The 18,206-nt window shown below is 30.5% G+C and carries 16 protein-coding genes and 2 tRNA genes; 8 read left to right on the top strand and 10 right to left on the bottom strand.

Annotated features, from left to right (window positions below; genetic code table 11):
• The first annotated feature begins 172 nt into the window (after window positions 1-172).
• The 4 genes from AJN56_RS07970 to AJN56_RS07955 all read left to right on the top strand — a co-directional run bounded on the left by AJN56_RS07970 (window position 173) and on the right by AJN56_RS07955 (window position 4,318).
• A complete protein-coding gene (locus AJN56_RS07970; RefSeq protein ID WP_002857195.1) occupies window positions 173-835 on the top strand; it encodes a thiol:disulfide interchange protein DsbA/DsbL in 663 nt (220 codons plus the stop codon).
• The gene (gene dsbI, locus AJN56_RS07965; protein WP_002869425.1) at window positions 832-1,641 is read left to right on the top strand and encodes a protein-disulfide oxidoreductase DsbI; all 810 of its coding nucleotides are present in this window, start codon (window positions 832-834) and stop codon (window positions 1,639-1,641) included. Before AJN56_RS07970 ends, dsbI begins: the two co-directional genes overlap by 4 nt.
• Window positions 1,642-1,728: 87 nt before the next feature.
• Window positions 1,729-3,591: an aryl-sulfate sulfotransferase gene (locus tag AJN56_RS07960; RefSeq protein WP_002869424.1), complete on the top strand. Its 1,863-nt coding sequence runs from the start codon at window positions 1,729-1,731 to the stop codon at window positions 3,589-3,591.
• An 85-nt stretch (window positions 3,592-3,676) separates the two neighbouring features.
• On the top strand, window positions 3,677-4,318 hold the full coding sequence (locus AJN56_RS07955; RefSeq protein WP_004297946.1) for a thiol:disulfide interchange protein DsbA/DsbL: 642 nt from the start codon (window positions 3,677-3,679) through the stop codon (window positions 4,316-4,318).
• Between the two features lie 33 nt (window positions 4,319-4,351).
• Here the strand turns inward: AJN56_RS07955 and AJN56_RS08940 are convergent, their stop codons facing one another.
• Entirely contained in the window at window positions 4,352-4,771 is a 420-nt protein-coding gene (locus AJN56_RS08940; RefSeq protein WP_257044003.1) for a c-type cytochrome, read from the bottom strand.
• Between the two features lie 21 nt (window positions 4,772-4,792).
• Window positions 4,793-5,338, bottom strand: a complete 546-nt coding sequence (locus tag AJN56_RS08935) for a c-type cytochrome (RefSeq protein WP_002869102.1) — start codon at window positions 5,336-5,338, stop codon at window positions 4,793-4,795.
• A 209-nt stretch (window positions 5,339-5,547) separates the two neighbouring features.
• Here AJN56_RS08935 and AJN56_RS08785 point away from each other — a divergent pair, with 209 nt between their 5' ends.
• Complete coding sequence (locus tag AJN56_RS08785; protein WP_002856923.1) at window positions 5,548-5,688, top strand: hypothetical protein; 141 nt, start codon at window positions 5,548-5,550, stop codon at window positions 5,686-5,688.
• Here the strand turns inward: AJN56_RS08785 and AJN56_RS07930 are convergent.
• The 5 genes from AJN56_RS07930 to AJN56_RS07910 are packed head-to-tail and all read right to left on the bottom strand — an operon-like array spanning window position 5,676 to window position 10,157.
• Window positions 5,676-6,308, bottom strand: a complete 633-nt coding sequence (locus tag AJN56_RS07930) for a hypothetical protein (RefSeq protein WP_002852437.1) — start codon at window positions 6,306-6,308, stop codon at window positions 5,676-5,678. The genes AJN56_RS08785 and AJN56_RS07930 overlap by 13 nt on opposite strands.
• Window positions 6,305-6,547 (bottom strand): hypothetical protein, encoded by a 243-nt coding sequence (locus tag AJN56_RS07925; protein WP_002852415.1) that lies wholly within the window; start codon window positions 6,545-6,547, stop codon window positions 6,305-6,307. Before AJN56_RS07925 ends, AJN56_RS07930 begins: the two co-directional genes overlap by 4 nt.
• Entirely contained in the window at window positions 6,531-7,577 is a 1,047-nt protein-coding gene (locus AJN56_RS07920) for a DHH family phosphoesterase (protein ID WP_002859543.1), read from the bottom strand. Before AJN56_RS07920 ends, AJN56_RS07925 begins: the two co-directional genes overlap by 17 nt.
• Before the next feature lie 8 nt (window positions 7,578-7,585).
• Window positions 7,586-9,760, bottom strand: coding sequence for a flagellar biosynthesis protein FlhA (gene flhA, locus AJN56_RS07915; protein ID WP_002882857.1), 2,175 nt, complete (start codon window positions 9,758-9,760; stop codon window positions 7,586-7,588).
• The gene (locus AJN56_RS07910; RefSeq protein WP_002852609.1) at window positions 9,747-10,157 is read right to left on the bottom strand and encodes an Rrf2 family transcriptional regulator; all 411 of its coding nucleotides are present in this window, start codon (window positions 10,155-10,157) and stop codon (window positions 9,747-9,749) included. Before AJN56_RS07910 ends, flhA begins: the two co-directional genes overlap by 14 nt.
• A gap of 174 nt (window positions 10,158-10,331) precedes the next feature.
• On the opposite strand from AJN56_RS07910, the gene rpsO reads away from it, so the two are divergent.
• Window positions 10,332-10,604 carry a 30S ribosomal protein S15 gene (rpsO, locus tag AJN56_RS07905; protein ID WP_002852579.1) on the top strand — a complete coding sequence of 91 codons (273 nt, stop codon included), beginning with the start codon at window positions 10,332-10,334 and terminating at the stop codon, window positions 10,602-10,604.
• A gap of 85 nt (window positions 10,605-10,689) precedes the next feature.
• Here the strand turns inward: rpsO and AJN56_RS07900 are convergent, their stop codons facing one another.
• Window positions 10,690-13,530, bottom strand: a complete 2,841-nt coding sequence (locus AJN56_RS07900) for a DNA translocase FtsK (protein WP_011812744.1) — start codon at window positions 13,528-13,530, stop codon at window positions 10,690-10,692.
• Window positions 13,531-13,639: 109 nt separating this feature from the next.
• Complete coding sequence (gene flgL / locus AJN56_RS07895; RefSeq protein WP_070246404.1) at window positions 13,640-15,892, bottom strand: flagellar hook-associated protein FlgL; 2,253 nt, start codon at window positions 15,890-15,892, stop codon at window positions 13,640-13,642.
• A gap of 180 nt (window positions 15,893-16,072) precedes the next feature.
• Here flgL and AJN56_RS07890 point away from each other — a divergent pair.
• Together AJN56_RS07890 and AJN56_RS07885 are read left to right on the top strand one after the other, a co-directional pair.
• Window positions 16,073-16,159: transfer RNA gene (locus AJN56_RS07890), tRNA-Leu, on the top strand.
• Between the two features lie 10 nt (window positions 16,160-16,169).
• Window positions 16,170-16,244, top strand: a tRNA-Gly gene (locus tag AJN56_RS07885).
• A 29-nt stretch (window positions 16,245-16,273) separates the two neighbouring features.
• Here AJN56_RS07885 and abc-f read toward each other — a convergent pair.
• Entirely contained in the window at window positions 16,274-18,205 is a 1,932-nt protein-coding gene (gene abc-f, locus AJN56_RS07880) for a ribosomal protection-like ABC-F family protein (protein ID WP_002856890.1), read from the bottom strand.
• Window position 18,206: the final 1 nt, after the last annotated feature.

Here is an 18,206-nt window from a genome sequence, read left to right as displayed (position 1 = left end):
ATGATAACTTGTGCATTAAATTTTTTAATCCCCTATTCTTGATTTTTAGTTAAAGTAAATATTCTTAGTTATAAAATTTTTAAGAATATTTTTATTTTAATAGTTTTATAATGATTATTACATAAAAACTTAATAAAAAGTTTTATCAAAACCAAATTTCAAGGAGAAGGTAATGAAATTTCCAGTAAAATTAGCAAGATCTATTGTTGTATGTGCTTTTTTAGCAGGTATAAGTGCTAGTGCATTAAGTGAAGGTAAAGAATATGTAATTCTTAAAAATCCTATTGCTAACGCTGATAATTCATTGATTGAAATTTTTTCTTATCGCTGTACTCATTGTTATGATCATCACAAATTTAATACCATGGGTAAAGTTAAAGAAAAATTACCTAATTTAACTTATAAATTTTATCCTGTAAGTTCTATGGGAGATTATGGAAAGCAAGCTAATGAAATTTTTGCTTTTGCAGCATTTAAAGATGGTGTAAATAAAGCTGATCCTACGGATAAAAATAGCTTAACTCATAAAGTTGCTGAAGCTTATTTTAATGCATATTTTAAGAAAAAACAAAGATGGGAAAATGGTAAAAATCCTGAAGCTTTTTATAGTGTCGGTTTAAAAGCAATGAATGTAAGTAAAGCTGATTTTGAAAATTTCTTAAAAACTCCAGAGGCTGCAGAGCTTTTAAAAAGTTATGAAATTGCCAATCCTATTTCGCAAAATTATGGCACCCCTGCTTTTGTTGTTAATGGAAAATATCAAATCGTTCCAAGTGCAATCAAATCTCCAGAGGCTTTGATTGAAATTACTAAAGAACTTAGCAAGCAAAAATGAGTTGTATAAAAATGAAAGATAATTGCAGAAATTTTTCACTTTCTAAATGGCAAGATACGCGCAAACCTTGGTTAATTTTGATTATAGTTACTATAGGGCTTACTTGTATAGCACATTTTTTATTTCAAGAATATCTTTTTATGGAACCTTGCGAACAATGTGTGTATATAAGATTTGATATGCTTGTTATGGCTATAGGTGGTATGATTGCATTAATCAACCCTACAAATAATATTATAAAAATTTTTTCTTATAGCTTAGCTTTTTATGGAATTTGGCTTGGCTTGGAGCATTGTCTAACTTTAAATCATATTCATGAAGTGGTTCATTCTGAAAATCCTTTTGCAGGTGTAGATGGATGTCGTGAAATTCCTATTTATCCATTTAATTTACCTTTGCATGAATGGGCTCCTAGTTGGTTTTTGCCAATAGGAGAATGCGGGATGGATACCCCTGTAGTTCCAGAAAATGCTTATAATCATCTTAATGCTTTTCAAAAATTTTTTATAGGAACTCCACCTGATTTTGAAAATGGGCTTTATAGCAATGGTTGGTATTTGATTCCTAGTTTAAAGTTTATAAATATGGCAATTTGCTGTCTTATAGCATTTTTATGTTGTTTTATTGTGCTTTTTGCAATGTTTATAGCTTATGTTTTAGATAAAAATAAACCTAATGCTAAAATTTTTGCATTGGCGATTGTTATTTTGGTTTTGGTGCTTAAATTTATAGGCGAACCAAAAAATCCAAATCAAAATATAGCTAGTTTAAATCATTTAAATCAAGTCGTTTTAAGATACTCTTAAAATACGCAACAAATTATTTTTGTTGTGTATTATTAAAATTTTATTAAGCTATCTTAGGATGGCTTAAATAATTTTAAAGGATTGATCATGAGACTTAGCAAAACTCTTTGTATGGCACTTTTGGCGGGCTCTACCCTACTTGCACCTAATGTTTTAATGGCCATGGGTGGTCCTAGTGGAGCGAAAATAGATTGGCAAATTCAAGGACAAATAGGTGCGATTAAAATGAATCCTTATGGATTGTCTCCTTTGACCGCTATTATTATGGATAATGGTTATGTCTTAAGTGATATAAAAGTAACCATTGTTCCTAAACCAAATGGTCAAACTATTTCTTATAATGTGAATTCTAAAATGGCTAAGACTTATGGTGGAATTCCTATTTTTGGACTTTATCCTTCTTATTTAAATACAGTAAAGGTAAGTTATACTAAAACTGCAAATGGTAAAAGTCAAAAAGTCATTGATGAGATTTATAAAATTACAACTCCAGGGGTTAGCATAGAACCAAGTGGAAGTACTGATCAAAGAGGAACTCCTTTTGAAAATGTGAAAGTATTAAAAATGGATCCAAAATTTTCAGATAGGCTATATTTAGTAAATAATGCTCCTGGAAAACAATCTGGCAAAGGCTCACAATCTGTATGGAATAATCCTGTAGGTGGTGCTATGGAATGGGATGAAAATTCAAATGTCTTTATCATAGATACCAAGGGTGAAATCAGATGGTATTTTGATAACGATAAACTAATGAACTGGGATAATATTTACAATCGTGGAATTATGATGGGCTTTCATCAAAACAAAGATGGAGCTTTAACTTGGGGATTTGGTCAAAGATATGTAAAATACGATATCTTAGGAAGAGAAATTTTCAATCGCAAATTACCTGCTGCCTATATAGATTTTTCTCATGCTATGGACAATATGCAAAATGGGCATTATTTATTAAGAGTAGCTTCAGCAAATACTTTGCGTCCAGATGGTAAGCATGTACGCACAGTGCGTGATACTATTGTAGAAGTAGATGAGAATGGTAATGTTGTTGATGATTGGAGATTGTATGAGATTTTAGATCCTTATAGAAGTACCATTATCAAAGCTTTGGATCAAGGTGCAGTGTGTTTAAATATAGATGCAAGCAAAGCGGGTAAAACTTTAAGCGATGAAGAGCTTGCCAAAATGGATGAAAGCGACAAATTTGGAGATATAGCGGGTACAGGTATAGGTAGGAATTGGGCTCATGTAAATAGCGTTGATTATGATCCAAGTGATGATAGTATTATTATTTCTAGTCGCCATCAAAGTGCTGTTGTTAAAATTGGTCGTGATAAAAAAATAAAATGGATTTTAGGGGCACATAAAGGATGGAATAAAGAATTTCAAAAATATTTATTACAACCTGTAGATAAAAATGGCAAAAAAATTGTTTGTGATGATGATTATAGCAAATGCCCAGGTTATGAAAATGACAATGGTGGATTTGATTTCACTTGGACGCAACATACAGGCTGGAGAATTGATAGTAAATCAAACAAGCGTTATATTTATATAAGTGTTTTTGATAATGGTGATGCAAGAGGAGCTGAACAACCTGCGTTTGCAAGTCAAAAATATTCTCGTGCTGTAATTTATAAAATTGATCAGCAAAATAAAACTGTGGAACAAATTTGGGAATATGGTAAAAATCGTGGAAATGAATGGTTTTCTCCTGTAACTTCTTTAACTCAATATGAACCAGATAAAGATTCTATTATGGTTTATAGCGCAACAGCTGGAATGGCTTTTGATCTTAGTAAAGGTGTAAGTCTTGGAGAGCCAAAACCTGAAATTGATGAATTTAACTGGGGTGCTAAGGAGCCTTCGGTTCAAATTCAATTTAGCGGTTCAGGCACGGGTTATCAAGCAATGCCTTTTAGTGTTGATCAAGCATTCAATCCTAAAAAATAACAATAAGCCCAAAAATAAATTTGGGCTTATTTATTTTTTTTAAATAAAATTATCTTTGAAAATTTTATTTAACCAAGGATATAATATGCGTAAATTTTTTTGCAAATTTGTTTTAGCTCTTGTATTTTATTCAAGTTTTGCATTAGCAAATAATAGTTTTATTACTCTTAATCCAAGTTTACCCAACTCTGAAAATAGTGTAATAGAAGCATTTTCTTATAAATGTATACATTGTTATAATCATCATAAATTTGGAACTCTTGAAAAACTGAGAGAAGCTTTTCCAAATTTACATTTTAAACTCTATCCTGTAAGTTTAATGAATGGGGAATTTTCCAAAGAAATGAATGAGCTTTTTGCCTTTGCTCAATACAAAGATGAGCAAAATGGTAAAGATGCGAGTTATTCTGATAGTTTATCTCATAAACTTGCTGATGTTTATTTTGTTTCTTATTTTTTAAATAAGCAAAGAAATTTTTCAAATTTAGATGAATTTTACGACATAGGTTTAAAGGCTATGAATGTAAATAAAAATGAAGTATTAAATTTTTTAAATACCCAAAAAGCTAAAGAAATTTTAAGCGAGTTTCAAAGAGCTAATGATATAGCTAAAACCTATGGCACCCCTGCTTTTGTTGTTAATGGAAAATATCAAATTAACCCAAGCGCAATCAATTCAATGCAAGATTTAGAAGATCTAGTTAAAAAATTAAGTAATATGAAATAATAAATTTTTAAGGCAATAAAAATTGCCTTAAAATTATTTTTTGATCATATTTGTATAAGGTCCATAGCGATGTTGGGTTGTAGAAAAGCTATCGTCATAAGGTCCTACATCCATATCTAAAGGCTTAACTTTTCTATCCGGAAAGTCTTTATCTCTATTTGCTTTAATAGGACGAGCTTGTGAATTCATGTAAGCTGCTACATCATAAGCATCTTCAAGACTTAAGTCAGGCGCACCTTGAGGCATATTTTCTTTAATATAAGAAGCAGCTTTGATAAGACGATACATTCCAGCTCCTGTATTATAACTATCATCACCCCAAAGTGGTGGATAAAGATAATACGCCCCTGCGCTATCCTCATTTTTAAGCCCTAAGCCATTTTCTTGATGACAAACGGCACATTTATCCATATAAATTGCCTTGCCTTTTTTAGGATCAGCTGCTCTTGAGATGAAATCTATTTTCTTAAGTCCCTACCCTTCTATCTTAGCTCCCACTGGAACTCCTTGAGATAACCATTGCATATAAGTTAGCATGGCTTTCATTTCAGGCGCATCACTAGGCATTCTTTTGCCATTCATAGAGCGTTCAAAACAGCCATTGATCCTATCTGCTAAGGTAATTACTTTATCTCCTCTGGCATTATATTGTGGAAATCTTGCCCAAATTCCTACAAAACCCGATTGATTTTGCACACTTCCACCATTAGCATGACAGCTTGAACAAGAAAGATTATTTCCCGCAAATCTTTTTTTAGGATCTTTGGCCTGTGGACCCACATATTTGCTTGTTTCATTAAGAATTTTATTTCCTAAAATAACCATTTTGCTATATTCTGAATTTTTTGGCATCTTAGTTTCATCTATAGTGCCATCTTCATTTAATGCCTTAGGCAAATTCCATTTAGCAGTAGGCAGGTCAATACCTGTTGCACTCTTGGTTTTTTCCAAATTTGGATCTAAGGCTAAAGCACAACTTCCATATAACAACAAAGTTAAAACTATAGAAAATTTATTCATCAATTTTCCTCCTTATTTTGCGTAATTTAAATTCAGTATAAGACTTTATTTAGAAAAAGTCAATAAAACCTAATTACATTTTAAGAAAAAAGCTTTAAACCTTAAAATAATATTCATTTATATTTAAAATAGAACTTATAAATATTTAAAGCAAAAATAAAGTTTTTTCGCTATAATAAAATCTTGCAATATTTTTAAAGGTTAGGTTAATGAAAAATTTAAGCATTCAAGAAAAAAAAGACTTAGACAACTGTGTTTTTCAAAATCTTGGAAGGCAAGATACTTTTGCTTTAAGCGCGATTTTTAAAAATTTTTATTTAAAAATTAAAGCATTTATTTATTCTAAATAATACCACTTAAAATCTTTTTTTGTGTAGGAAAGATCTTTAAAAGAAGGCGATTGGATAAATAGTTTGCACTCTTTATCCAAATTTTCTATCCCGTATATTTTCATAGCCATTCTTGAGTCATGTCTTGTAAGTTCTATTCCAACACAAGCTTGATTGTTGATTTTATAAAGTAAAGTGCCACCATCTTTTTCATCTATATTTAAAATATCCAAATTCTTATTTTTACTCATATCTTTTACATCTTTACTAAAAGAATATCGGAGTTTATAATATATCATAATATCCTGCATGGTATTTTTCAAATTTTGTAAATTTTCATTAATCAAATATCCATTATTTTTATAAAGTTTTAAAAAATCTTCATTAAGAAATTTTTGAAAACTTTCATCTTTAGATAATTTTTGACAAGAATTATAGCTATTTAAAATTCTAACTTGACTGGCTTCTATTAAAAGTTCAAGGCAATCTTTATTCTCTTGTGAAAATTGCACTAATTTAACTTCTTGAATCTTAAAATCTTTATTCGGTTTTTTTTCATAAGCAAAATCATTTAATTTTTCATAAATATTAGCAAAACTTAAAGAATATAAACTAAAAAAAATTAAAATACACTTTTTCATTGAAAAAAATCTTTGTATTTATTTTTTAGAAATTCCACCACTTCTAAAATTTCATCAACACCTTCTTTGTTGGAATTTTCGAGTACATTATCTATATTATCAATATAAGCTTCTATTGCATTTTCTAATTTTTCTCTTTTAACTCCAGCGTATAAAAGCATAGCTTCTAAAACTATGCTAAGCTCATATTGTAAATCTTCTAATTCATTTTTTAAGGTTTTATTATTGTTTTGATTCATTGTTTTCCTTTTTAAGTTCTTTGCTTTTAATTAAATCAATAATTTGAGCCTTAATATAATTATAATTTGCTCCATCTTTAAATGTCGCAAAAAGTCCACCACTAGCATTTTTATGTCCGCCACCACCTACTAAATTTTTAGCCATTAAACTTACATCTATTTTTCCATTTGCACGAAAACTTAAGGTTTTTCTAGAACTAACATCAATAAAAAAGTCATAATCAGGATTTTTTACTAAAAAATCATTTCCAATAACAGAAGTATTGCCTATATTTGAAGTTAAGATGCCTTTATGGCCTTCATATTCTATGCTGAAATTTTCTTTTAGCTCACTTAGTTTTTCAACTACAAAATAAGAAATTAAATTAGAAAGAGTATCATCATTTTTTCTGGCAAAATAATCCTTTTTTATAAAATGAGTAGCATTATCGAGTAAAATATTTGCATTTTCTTTTCCTATAAATTTCCAAGCCTTATCAAGCAAGAAAAACATATAATCAATTTGAGATTCTTTAAACATTACACGATTTATTTCTTTTGCATTGGCAATCAAGCCTAAAAAAACCTTTCCAAGTTCAAAATTTTCATCCTCGCTTAGCCAAATATCAACAGCATTAACCACATCAACAAATTTTGAAAGTTCTAAAACAGGAGTACAGATTTTAGAGAAAAAATCATAAACGATTTTAGTTGCACATCTTTTAGAATCAAGTAAATACCAAGAATATTTTTGAGCACATTCTTCGCCACTTTGATGATGATCAAGAAGAAAAATTTTAGTATTTTTCTCTTTGCAAATTTTTTCAAATTCTTCGCATTGATTTAAATTTAAATTTAAATCTGTTATTAGAATAATAGCTTTTCCGAAATTTTCATCTTTTTCTATATCGCCTATAATAGAGTTAAAATTTTCATTAATTTCTTTGCCATAATTAGAATTATAAAATTTCACATTTTTAAAATAAAAATTTACTATAAATTGACAAGCATAGCCATCAAGATCTGTATGTGAAAGATGATAAATTTTCATTATATTCCTTAAAGTTCTATCCTAATAATACCCTCGGTATTAAAATTTGTATTTTCTGCAATTTCTGCAAAACTTAACACTACTATATTAATGCTAAAATTATAACAAATATCAGCAATGAATTTTCTAAGCTGCGGTTCAACGCAAAGTATAAAAGGCTTGATACGACCATTTGCTACTGCGGCAACTTCAGCCCTTAGAGTATCTACTAAAGTACCTGTTTGAGCTACACTTAAAGGCAAGTGATAACTTCCATCTCTAAATTGTACATTTTCCAATAAAACCGCAGAACTAGCAGAGTCTAAGATAAAAATATCCAAATTTCCTTTATCATCTAAATACATATTTGTAATCATCCTAGCTAAGGACGCCCTTACATGTTCAATAATCATATCAAAACTCTTGCTTACTTCTGCTATATCACTTACAGATTCTAAAATAGTAAGCATATCTTTAATTGGTATGTGATGCTTAAGCAAGTCTTTGAGAATTTTTTGAATAAGACTTACAGGTGCGACACCTAAAGCACCTTCTACGATGATTGGATAATCATTTTTAACCTTATCAAGAAGATTTTGTACCTCTTGGCGTGTGAGAAGTTCGCTTGCGTGCGCTTTGATAAGTTCGCTCATATGTGTTGAAATAACACTTGCAGGATCTATTACTATATAGCCATTTAATGTTGCTTCATCTTTTAAATTCGCATCAATCCAAAGTGCATCAGAGTTAAAAGCGGGTTCTTTTGTAGCAATCCCTTCTATCTCTTCTGTGATAAAACCACTATCCATGGCTAAATATTTATCCGGATAAATTTCAGCACTTGCTATAGACACGCCCTTGAGTTTAAAACTATACTCATTTGGTTTAAGTCTTAAATTATCTCTTATTCTTATTTTTGGCATTAAAAATCCTAAACTTTCAGCAATACTTCTTCTCATTGAGCGAATTCTTTCTGTAAGTTCGTTTTCAGCAAGCTTAATAAGTCCGTATCCAAGTTCAAGTTCTAAAATTTCAACTTTGAGTATATCGTTAATCTTGTGCTCTTCTTCTTTGAGAATTTCTTCTTCGCTTTTCTTAGCAGGCGTTGCCGTTGTCCCACCTGCTCCACTTTGAGATGCAGCTGCGGCACTTGGTTTGCTTTTTTTAACTGTAGTTATATCAATTTTACCTTCCTTAACCTGCTTGGTAAGATAGCCAAGGCTTAAAAATACTAAAGCCATAAAGCCCAAGGATAAAGTTGGCAAACCAGGCACTAACGCAAAGATAAAAAGTACAAAACCTACTATTAAAAGCGTGCGATATTCGCTTAAAAGTTGAGTTAAAGTTCCTTCTGCAAAATTTTCCTCATCTTTGCTTGCACGAGTGATAATTATAGCGGTTGCAGTAGAAGTAATAAGCCCTGGAATTTGAGATACAAGTCCATCACCTATGGTTAAAATAGTATAGGTAGAAGCAGCATCGCTTAAAGCCATATCGTGCTGAAAAGATCCTATTAAAAAACCACCTATGATATTTATAATAGTTATGATAATTCCTGCAACAGCATCTCCTTTGATAAATTTAGAAGAACCATCCATTGCACCATAGAAGTTTGCCTCAGCAATAACTTCTTGACGTCTTGCTCTAGCGGTTTGTTCATCAATAAGTCCTGCATTTAAATCCGCATCAATAGCCATTTGTTTACCCGGCATCGCATCAAGTGTAAATCTTGCTTGTACTTCAGAAACCCTTGTACTACCTTTTGTTACAACCATGAAATTAATCAATACTAAAATACAAAATACAATCACGCCAATGACCATATTTCCACCAACAACAAATTCTCCAAATGCTGCTATAATCTCACTCACAGCTTCAGGGCCGTTTTGCCCTTCGCTTAAAATCATCCTTGTGGTAGCTATATTTAATGAAAGCCTAAATAAAGTGATAATCAAGATTAAAGTTGGAAAAGTTGTTAAATCTGTCGGTTTGGGTATATAAATAGAAATTAAAATAATTAATACCGATAAAGCTATACTTAAAGCCAAGAAAAAGTCCAAAATAGGACTTGGTAAAGGAACTATAATAATAGCTAAAATACAAACTAAAAAACCAACAATAGTCAAGCTTTTAGCTTTTAAAACAGGAGCGATTAAAGGCCCCAAGAAAGGAAAAACTAAATCGACTATTTTATTTTTTGCCATTATTTTTCATAATATCTTCTAAAGTAATAGAATCTAAAAATTCATCTACTTTATTTTGTAAATTTACTAACATAGGCATTAAGGTGCAATTTTCTTCTTTATTATTTGGACAAGTGCCACCACTGCATTCAAATACACTGATATCCTTTTTTTCAGCACTATTAACAATTTCTTTTATAGTATATTGACTTGGTTCTTTGATTAAAACAAAACCACCTTTTGCCCCTTTAAAGGATTTTAACAAGCCATCTTTAGCTAAAGTTTGTAAAATTTTAGCTAAAAAACTTTTAGGAATATCAAGCTCTAAAGCTAAAGAATCTACATCTTGAGGTGTTTCTTTTTGAGAAATATAAATTAAAGAAAGTAAAGCGTATTCGCTAGCTTTGGTAAATAGCACAGATTCTCCTTGTTATAACTACAGAAATAGCTGTAATTATAATAAATAATTCTTAGAAAAAGACTTAAATTTTGACAAAACCTTCTAAAAAAGATAAATTCAGTTTATTTTTTGCTTTTTAAGATAAAATTACAGTTCTTTAATTTTATTATTTTACCAATCAGGAGGTCTATCATGGCTTTGGATTCGGCCAAAAAAGCAGAAATAGTTGCGAAATTCGCTAAAAAACCAGGTGATACTGGTTCAACAGAAGTTCAAGTAGCTCTTTTAACTGCAAGAATTGCAGAACTTACAGAACATTTAAAAATCTACAAAAAAGACTTTTCATCAAGATTAGGACTTCTAAAACTTGTAGGTCAAAGAAAAAGACTTTTATCTTATCTTAAAAGAAAAGATTATAATTCTTATAGTAAGTTAATTACTGAATTAAATCTTAGAGATAAATAATTTTTAAGCCCTTTTTACGGGGCTTTTGCCTTTTAAATTTCTTCTTTTGTAATCAGTTTTATATATCAAAAACACAAGAAAAATCTTACAAGATTTCCCTTTGTCCTTTGGCATCAGGTTCGCTTAAAATCCCGTTTTGCGTAAGTTGTTCAATAATATTTGCAGAGCGGTTATAGCCGATTTTTAAACGGCGTTGTAAATAAGAAATGCTTGTTTTTCCATCTTCTAAGATTACTCTTTTAGCTTCTTCATAAAGCTCATCTACTTCCCCATCAAAGCTTTCATTTGTTGTAACACCTACGCTTTGCTGATCCTTTAAAAAGCTTTCATCATATTCTACGCTTTGTTGATCCTTTAGAAAATCCACGATTTTTTCTATTTCAAATTCGCTTGCAAAAGGCGCATGCAAACGCACTATAGAGCTTGTTCCAGGAGGAGTAAATAAACAATCCCCTCTTCCAAGTAAACTTTCAGCACCCATAGCATCTAAAATAACTTTAGAGTCAATTTTTTGCCCTACTTTATAAGAAATTCTACTTGGTAAATTCGCTTTAATTAGTCCTGTTACAACATCAACAGAAGGTCGTTGTGTAGCTACAATCAAGTGGATTCCACTTGCTCTTGCCATTTGCGCAAGTCTTCCTATATAAAATTCTACATCTTTACCCGCAGTCATCATCAAATCAGCAAGTTCATCGATAATTACTACAATAAAAGGAAGTTCTTCTCCGCCTAATTCTTTCATTTTTTCATTGTAATTTTCTATATTTTTGGTTTTTGCATCAGCCATTAAGCGATAGCGTCTTTCCATTTCAGCTACCATATTTGAAAGCGCATTGACTGCTTTTTTTGGATCTGTGATAACAGGAGTTAAAAGATGAGGAATGTCATTATAAATGCTAAATTCAAGCATCTTAGGATCTATCATCATCAAACGCAAGGTTTTTGGAGAGTTGCGATATAAAAGACTTAAAAGCATAGAATTTATCCCCACACTTTTACCACTACCTGTCGTTCCTGCGATGAGTAAATGCGGAAGTTTTTTAAGATCGGTTACAAAAGCATTGCCTACTATATCTTTACCTAAAGCTATGGTTAAAGGACTTTTAGCGTTTTTAAAAACTTCACTTTGTAAAATTTCTCTTAAATAAATGGTTTGAATTTCATCATTTGGAACTTCTATACCTACAACATCTTTTCCTGGTATTGGAGCTTGAATACGGATTGATTTTGCCATTAAAGCCATAGTTAAATCATCTTGTAAATTTAAAATACGACTTACTTTCACATCTGCACTAGGACGAAATTCAAAAGTAGTTACCACAGGACCAACATAAGTGCTTATAACATCGCCGCCTATTTTAAAACGACGCAATTTTTCAAGAAGATTATAAATTTTTTTATCTATTTCACTTTCATTGATTTCTTGTTTGTGTTCTTTTGGATTAGCTAAAAAATCTAATGGCGGCAAGGTGAAATCTTTTGGTTTTTCTACTTCGCCCTGCTCTATTTCACGCAATAAAGCTTGGTTAATAGCAATTTCTTTGGCTAAAACTGCTTTTTGAAGTTTAATTTCTTGATCATTTGTTTTTTCATTATCGATTTTAGTTTCTGTATTTTGGATAAAATCGAGTGTATTTTTTTCTTCTATAACTATTTCATTTATATTTTTTATAGGAGTAGGTTCTATATAAGGATGATTTAACTCTTCTACAATGGGAGCAAATTCAAAGATATTGTCTGCTTTATCTAGATTTTTATTTTCATTTATTTTGTCTGATTCTTCTGTTTCTGCTTTAATTGTTTTTGGGCTATTAAAACTATATTTATTCCCTTCTATAATATCGCTTGAATTTATCGCATCATATTCTTCTAATTTTTTAATTTCTTGTTTTACTTTATTTTCTAAAATTTCATTTTGATAGGCTTTGTATTCTTGTTCTAGTTTTTCTTTTTTTATCAAATTCTCTCTAAGTTCAAGCTCTTTTGTAAAAATTTTTGGTTTAACTTCTTGATTAGAAACTGGAATTTCAATATTTTTACGTTTATAACTTGGCTCATCTAAATTTTTATTTGTATCTATTTGCTTTATATCTTCAAGTTTTTTAGGTTTTAAAAAACGTTCAGGAATCATATCTACCTCTTCTTCTGAAATAAAATTAAAATCTTCATCAAGACTAATGCTCATTTTACTAGCCTTTTGTGCGAAATTTCGCACTTGTTGAGAATGCTCATGAACAAAACTTCTTGATTCTTTTAAACTTTGTTTATCAATCTCTATGGTTTCATCTAAAATTTGATTTTTTAGTTTTTCAAAATTTTCCTTGGCCGTGGTAATTGAATTTTTACTTGCATTGATATTGCTATCTTTAATTATCTGTTCTAAGTTATTGGTTTCCCCTTTTTTGTTTATTTGTAAATTTCCATAAATACTATCTTGCAAAATATTTAATTTTGGAGCTATAGGTTCTGATTTACCTACATCTTCTTTCTCGTTTTCTCCACCAAATACACGCATAAGTAAAGATTTAAAAGCTTGCTCTACTTTTAATAAATAAGTAAAATCTAATTCTATTTTTAAAATTTCTTTTGCAAATTTTGGAAACAATAAAACCAAAGAAAATAGTAGAAGTAAAAGAGCAAAAATTCCACTCCCTGTACGCCCTAAGATTATAGAAAAAAATCCATATACAATTTCTAAAATATACCCAAACTCTCTATAAAAGACAGAAAATAAAAGCAAGGTAGAAAAAAAGGCCAAAGAAAAACCAAAAAGCTCCCTACGCTTAAAATTTTCTATTTTATATTTTTTTTTATAGTAGAGATAATTTAATATAAGCAAAGAAAATGGATAATAATACCCAAATTCTCCAAATAAAAATAAATTAGCCTTGTAAACCCATTCTCCCATGCCAGGTGCTAGCATACAAAGACAAAGATAAAAAATAACAAGCGTGGAGCTGGTAAAAATGGCTTCTTTTTTAATATTCTTTCCTTGAAAATAAAATCAAAGCCAAATTATACCATAAAAAATTTTACATATAATTTAATAAGCTAAGTTGAGAAATTGTTGTACTAGCTTTAAGAGAAGCTTGATATGCAAGTTGAACTTGCATTAAATTCATCATTGCCTCACCATAATCTACATCAATCACATTTGATTTTATACTTTGGACATTAACGCTTAAAAAGGATGTGCGTGTATTAACACCTTCGATAGTATTATGATATGCTCCCATAGTTGTATTAAGCTTGCTAACATGATCTGCTAAATGATCAAGTCTTTCTAAAGCTCCTTGCATACCTGTATTTCTAGGGTTTTCACTTTCGGAGTCTGCTCTCATATTGCCTTTTAAAACAGCATCAATCATTGAATCTAAATCTTTAATAATATCCACATTTGGCTCATCTATAGTTAAAGAATTATTCGCGCTAAAACTAAAATTTGGACCATTTTGTACAGTAGAAGTTGTGGTAAAAGGAGGTGCTGGAAATTGGCCACTTTGAGAATCACTAAGAGAAATTTCTATATTAGTGCCTGAAGAAAGTTTATCAGTAACACTAATACGACCTTTATAATCCATACTTACATCAACAGTAGCTTGTGAATCTTTCATGAGTTGTTGTATTTGGGTATAATCTGCATTATTAATTTGACCATTATTGGCTTGTATGGTTGTTGTAGGAATTTTATCTGCAGCAAACATACCTATAATATCATTAATTTGACCATAAGTAATATCATTTGATCCTGTAACAACCCCACTATTTCCAGTTGCAGGATTAGTATGCATAATAGGAAAGCTTATGGTTTGACCTGGATTATTAGGATCAGGATAGCTTACAGTTGAAGTTTGTAAATTTATAGTAACATCGTAAGAATTTCCACCTTTGGAATTGACTTTTAAATTTAAAGTAGTACCATTTAGGCTATCTCCTGCCATTACCTCGCTAAGTTTGGTTGAATCAGTGGCATAAGCATTGCTTCCTTTGATAACTTGAGAAACATTACCATAAACAGTATTGCCATTTTTTTCAAAATACACATTATCGTAATCAGCTCCATTAGCAGCATTTTCATCTGTATCTGTCATTTTACTTTTGATAAAATCAGTTTGTTTTAAATCAATTTCAAAGTTTTGTCCGTTAATTTGAATGGTTACAGGATTATTTAAATTTGTAATATCTCCATTATTGGGATTTCCTAGTGCAGCAGTCATAACCCTGTTTGTAACATCTTCCATTGTAATACCTTCATTCTGTGCTGCTTGGATAATATTATTTAATTCAGTTTTATCATCAGCTTGTGGTGTGAAAGCTACAGCATGAAAATCGAGTTTATTATTACCTTGCTTTAGATCTGTAATTTGAATTTGACCACTATCATTCATACTTACTTCTACTACTTTATTATTTGGAGTATTACCATAAAGAGCTCCAATATTTTCCATTACATCTTCTAAAGTATCTTCGGGTTTGACGAGTACAGCACTTTTAAAACTTGTTCCATCAGGCTTGGTTCCTTGAACATAAAGAGTTGTTGGAGGAAAATCTAGTTTACTATCATCATATTCGAAGTCTTTGTCAGCATCTAAGCTATTATCTTTTACATAACCTTGTCCGATAAGCTGTTGCCATTTAGAATCTCCTGTGAGATATTTAGTTTTATCAGGATTTTGAGTAAGATCCCAACGATTATCTGTAAAACTAACATTGGTGCTTATTTGTTTTTTATAATCTCCATCCGCTTTAAAAAATAAATCCCAGCCTGGTATATTGTACGGGCTTTCAGTTCCAGCTCCAGTTACTACATTAATATTATTTTTATCTCCATAATAATTTCCGTTAGAATCAAAAGGTTTGTTTGCAACTTGAGAACCTGCAAAAAGATACTGACCATTAACACTGGTATTTGCAAGCTGAACTATACTTTCTTTTATGCGTTCTAGTTCTTTTGCTATAGCCTCTCTTGAGGTTTGAGAATTGCTATCGCTTGCAGCTTGAGTTACTTTAACTTTAAAATCTTCAAGAAGTTTAACCATGTCTTGTAAAGCTTTCATGCTATTTTGAGTCATTTCTTGAGCTCTACTAGTTGATTCTTTTACTTGCTCTAATGTTTTAATTTCATATTCAAGACGCGTATTATCTATATAAGTGCTTGCATCTTCATATGAATTTTGAATTTTTAAACCTGAAGCAAGTTGTTGAGATATCTGATATAAAGCACTTTGACCGCCCATAGAATTATTCACACTATTTGTGAAGTTAAGTTTATTTGTAATTCTCATTTTTTTCCTCTAAAGTATTAAAGTTAAAATCTTTTCAAATATTGCTAATAAACAAAAGCAATAACTGTTCCAAAAATTTAAATTATATAATTTTATATCGTCTTTTTGAAAATACTTTTTATTTTTAAAGTATTTTTTAGCCTAAAAAAGTATAATTTTAGCTTTAAATCTTAAAAATGAGCCCGAGTGGTGAAACTGGTAGACGCGCCAGACTCAAAATCTGGTAAGGGCAACCTTGTGTCGGTTCGAGTCCGACCTCGGGCACCACTTATTTTTTGCGGGAATAGCTCAGGGGTAGAGCACAACCTTGCCAAGGTTGGGGTCGCGAGTTCGAATCTCGTTTCCCGCTCCATAGAGTAAAAAAATATAAAATCTTTTTAATTATAAATTCTCGCTTTTCTCTAATACTAAAAAATACTCATTTTCTAGAATTTCAAGTTCTTTTTGCATTACTTCAAGTTCTTGATAAAGCTTGTTAATACCTATTTCTTGATATACATTTGGATCGGATAAATCTTGATTTAATTTAGCTATCTTTTGCTCTAAAAAATCTATTTTTTCAGGATAGTTTTTTAATATCTCATTTTCTTTGTAGCTTAATTTTTTAGAGCTTTTTTCTTTTTGGTTATTATTTTGCTCTTGAGTTTGAAGCTCTAAAGCAAAATTATCCAATTCTTCAATTTCTTTTTCATTTTCAAGATATTCAGTGTAAAGAGTGTGTAAAATATTTATATATCCATCTCCCTCAAAAGCATAAAGTTTTGTTGCGATTTTATCAACAAAGTATCTATCGTGCGATACTAGCAAAATAGCCCCTTCAAAACTAAGTAAATATTCTTCTAATATATTAATCGTAGCTATATCAAGATCATTAGTTGGCTCATCTAAAATCAAAACATCATATTCTTTAGTAAAAAGCAAGGCTAAAGCAACGCGATTTTTCTCTCCACCGCTTAAAAGAGCTACGCTTTTATCTAAAAATTCCTTAGGAAATAAAAAATTTTTCAAATATCCATAAACATGCATATTTTTACCACGAACTTCAACCCTATCTCCACCATTGGGACAAAAAATTTCAAGCAAACTTTTATCAGAATTTACCAAGCTTCTAGCCTGATCAAAATATCCTATCTTAAGCTCTCCACGTTTTATTTCGCCGCTATCTTGTTTGATTTGTCCTAGAAGAATTTTTAACAATGTTGATTTCCCACAACCATTTCTTCCTACGATAGCTATGCGTTCACCTTGTAAAATACGCGTTGAAAAATCTTTAAAAAGATTTTTATCGTTTATATTTTTGCTTATATTTTTAAGCTCAAAAAGCATTTTTTTACGATTGATCGTTTTTTCTCCATTAAAATTTAAAGCCGCTCTTGAAATTTCAAGTTTTAAACGTTTAATTGCTCCAGGATTTTTTTTCGCTTCTTCACGCATTTTAAAAATGCGTTCTTTTCGTCCTTCATTTCTTTTAAGTCTTGCCTTTACCCCTCTTCTAAGCCATTCTTCTTCACTTTTTAATTGTTTTAAAAGAGTTTCATGGCTCTTAGCAAGGCTTTGTAAAATTTGTGTTTTTTTCTCTAAATAGTTTGCATATCCGCCTTTAAAAATACTAAGTTTACCCTGCTCTACTTCTACACACTTGTGTGCTATAGCGTCAATAAAATATCTATCATGGGAAATAAAAATCACACACATCTTTGAATTTTTTAGCAATTCTTCCAAAAAGCTTGTCATATATACATCTAAATGATTAGTTGGTTCATCAAGCAATAAAATATCAGGATTTTTTAGTAAAAGTATGCAAAGCCCAACGCGGCGTATCTCTCCGCCACTTAAAGTAGATATAATGCGATTTTCATACTCAAGCAAACTAAATTCTTTTAAAACGCGTATTATTTTAGATTCTATATTCCAAGCATCTTTACTATCAATCAAAGTCATAAGTGTATCTATTTTTTTAAGATAATCTTTATTGTTAGGTTCTTCTTCTAATTTTTTATGCAGTATTTCATATTCTTCTAAGGCATTGTAAATTTCTGCAAGCTCTTGCTTGATAGCTTCTTTTACACTTAAATTTGCATTAAAATCAACGGTTTGTGAAAGCATGGCTATGCTTTTTCCATTTTGTCTTATTACTCTACCGCTATCTAAAGGAAGTGTGCCTAAAAGCGTTTTTAAAAAAGTAGATTTTCCTTCTCCATTTTTGCCTATAATAGCAATCTTTTCTCCCTCGTTTGCACTAAAATTTGCTTCATTTAAAACTATTTTGTCTCCAAATTTTTTTGAAGCTTCAATTAAATCTATAAGAGCCATT

The organism is Campylobacter sp. BCW_4319 (assembly GCF_001764435.1).
GTDB lineage: Bacteria > Campylobacterota > Campylobacteria > Campylobacterales > Campylobacteraceae > Campylobacter_D > Campylobacter_D jejuni.
This window is presented reverse-complemented; position numbering and strand designations above follow the sequence as displayed.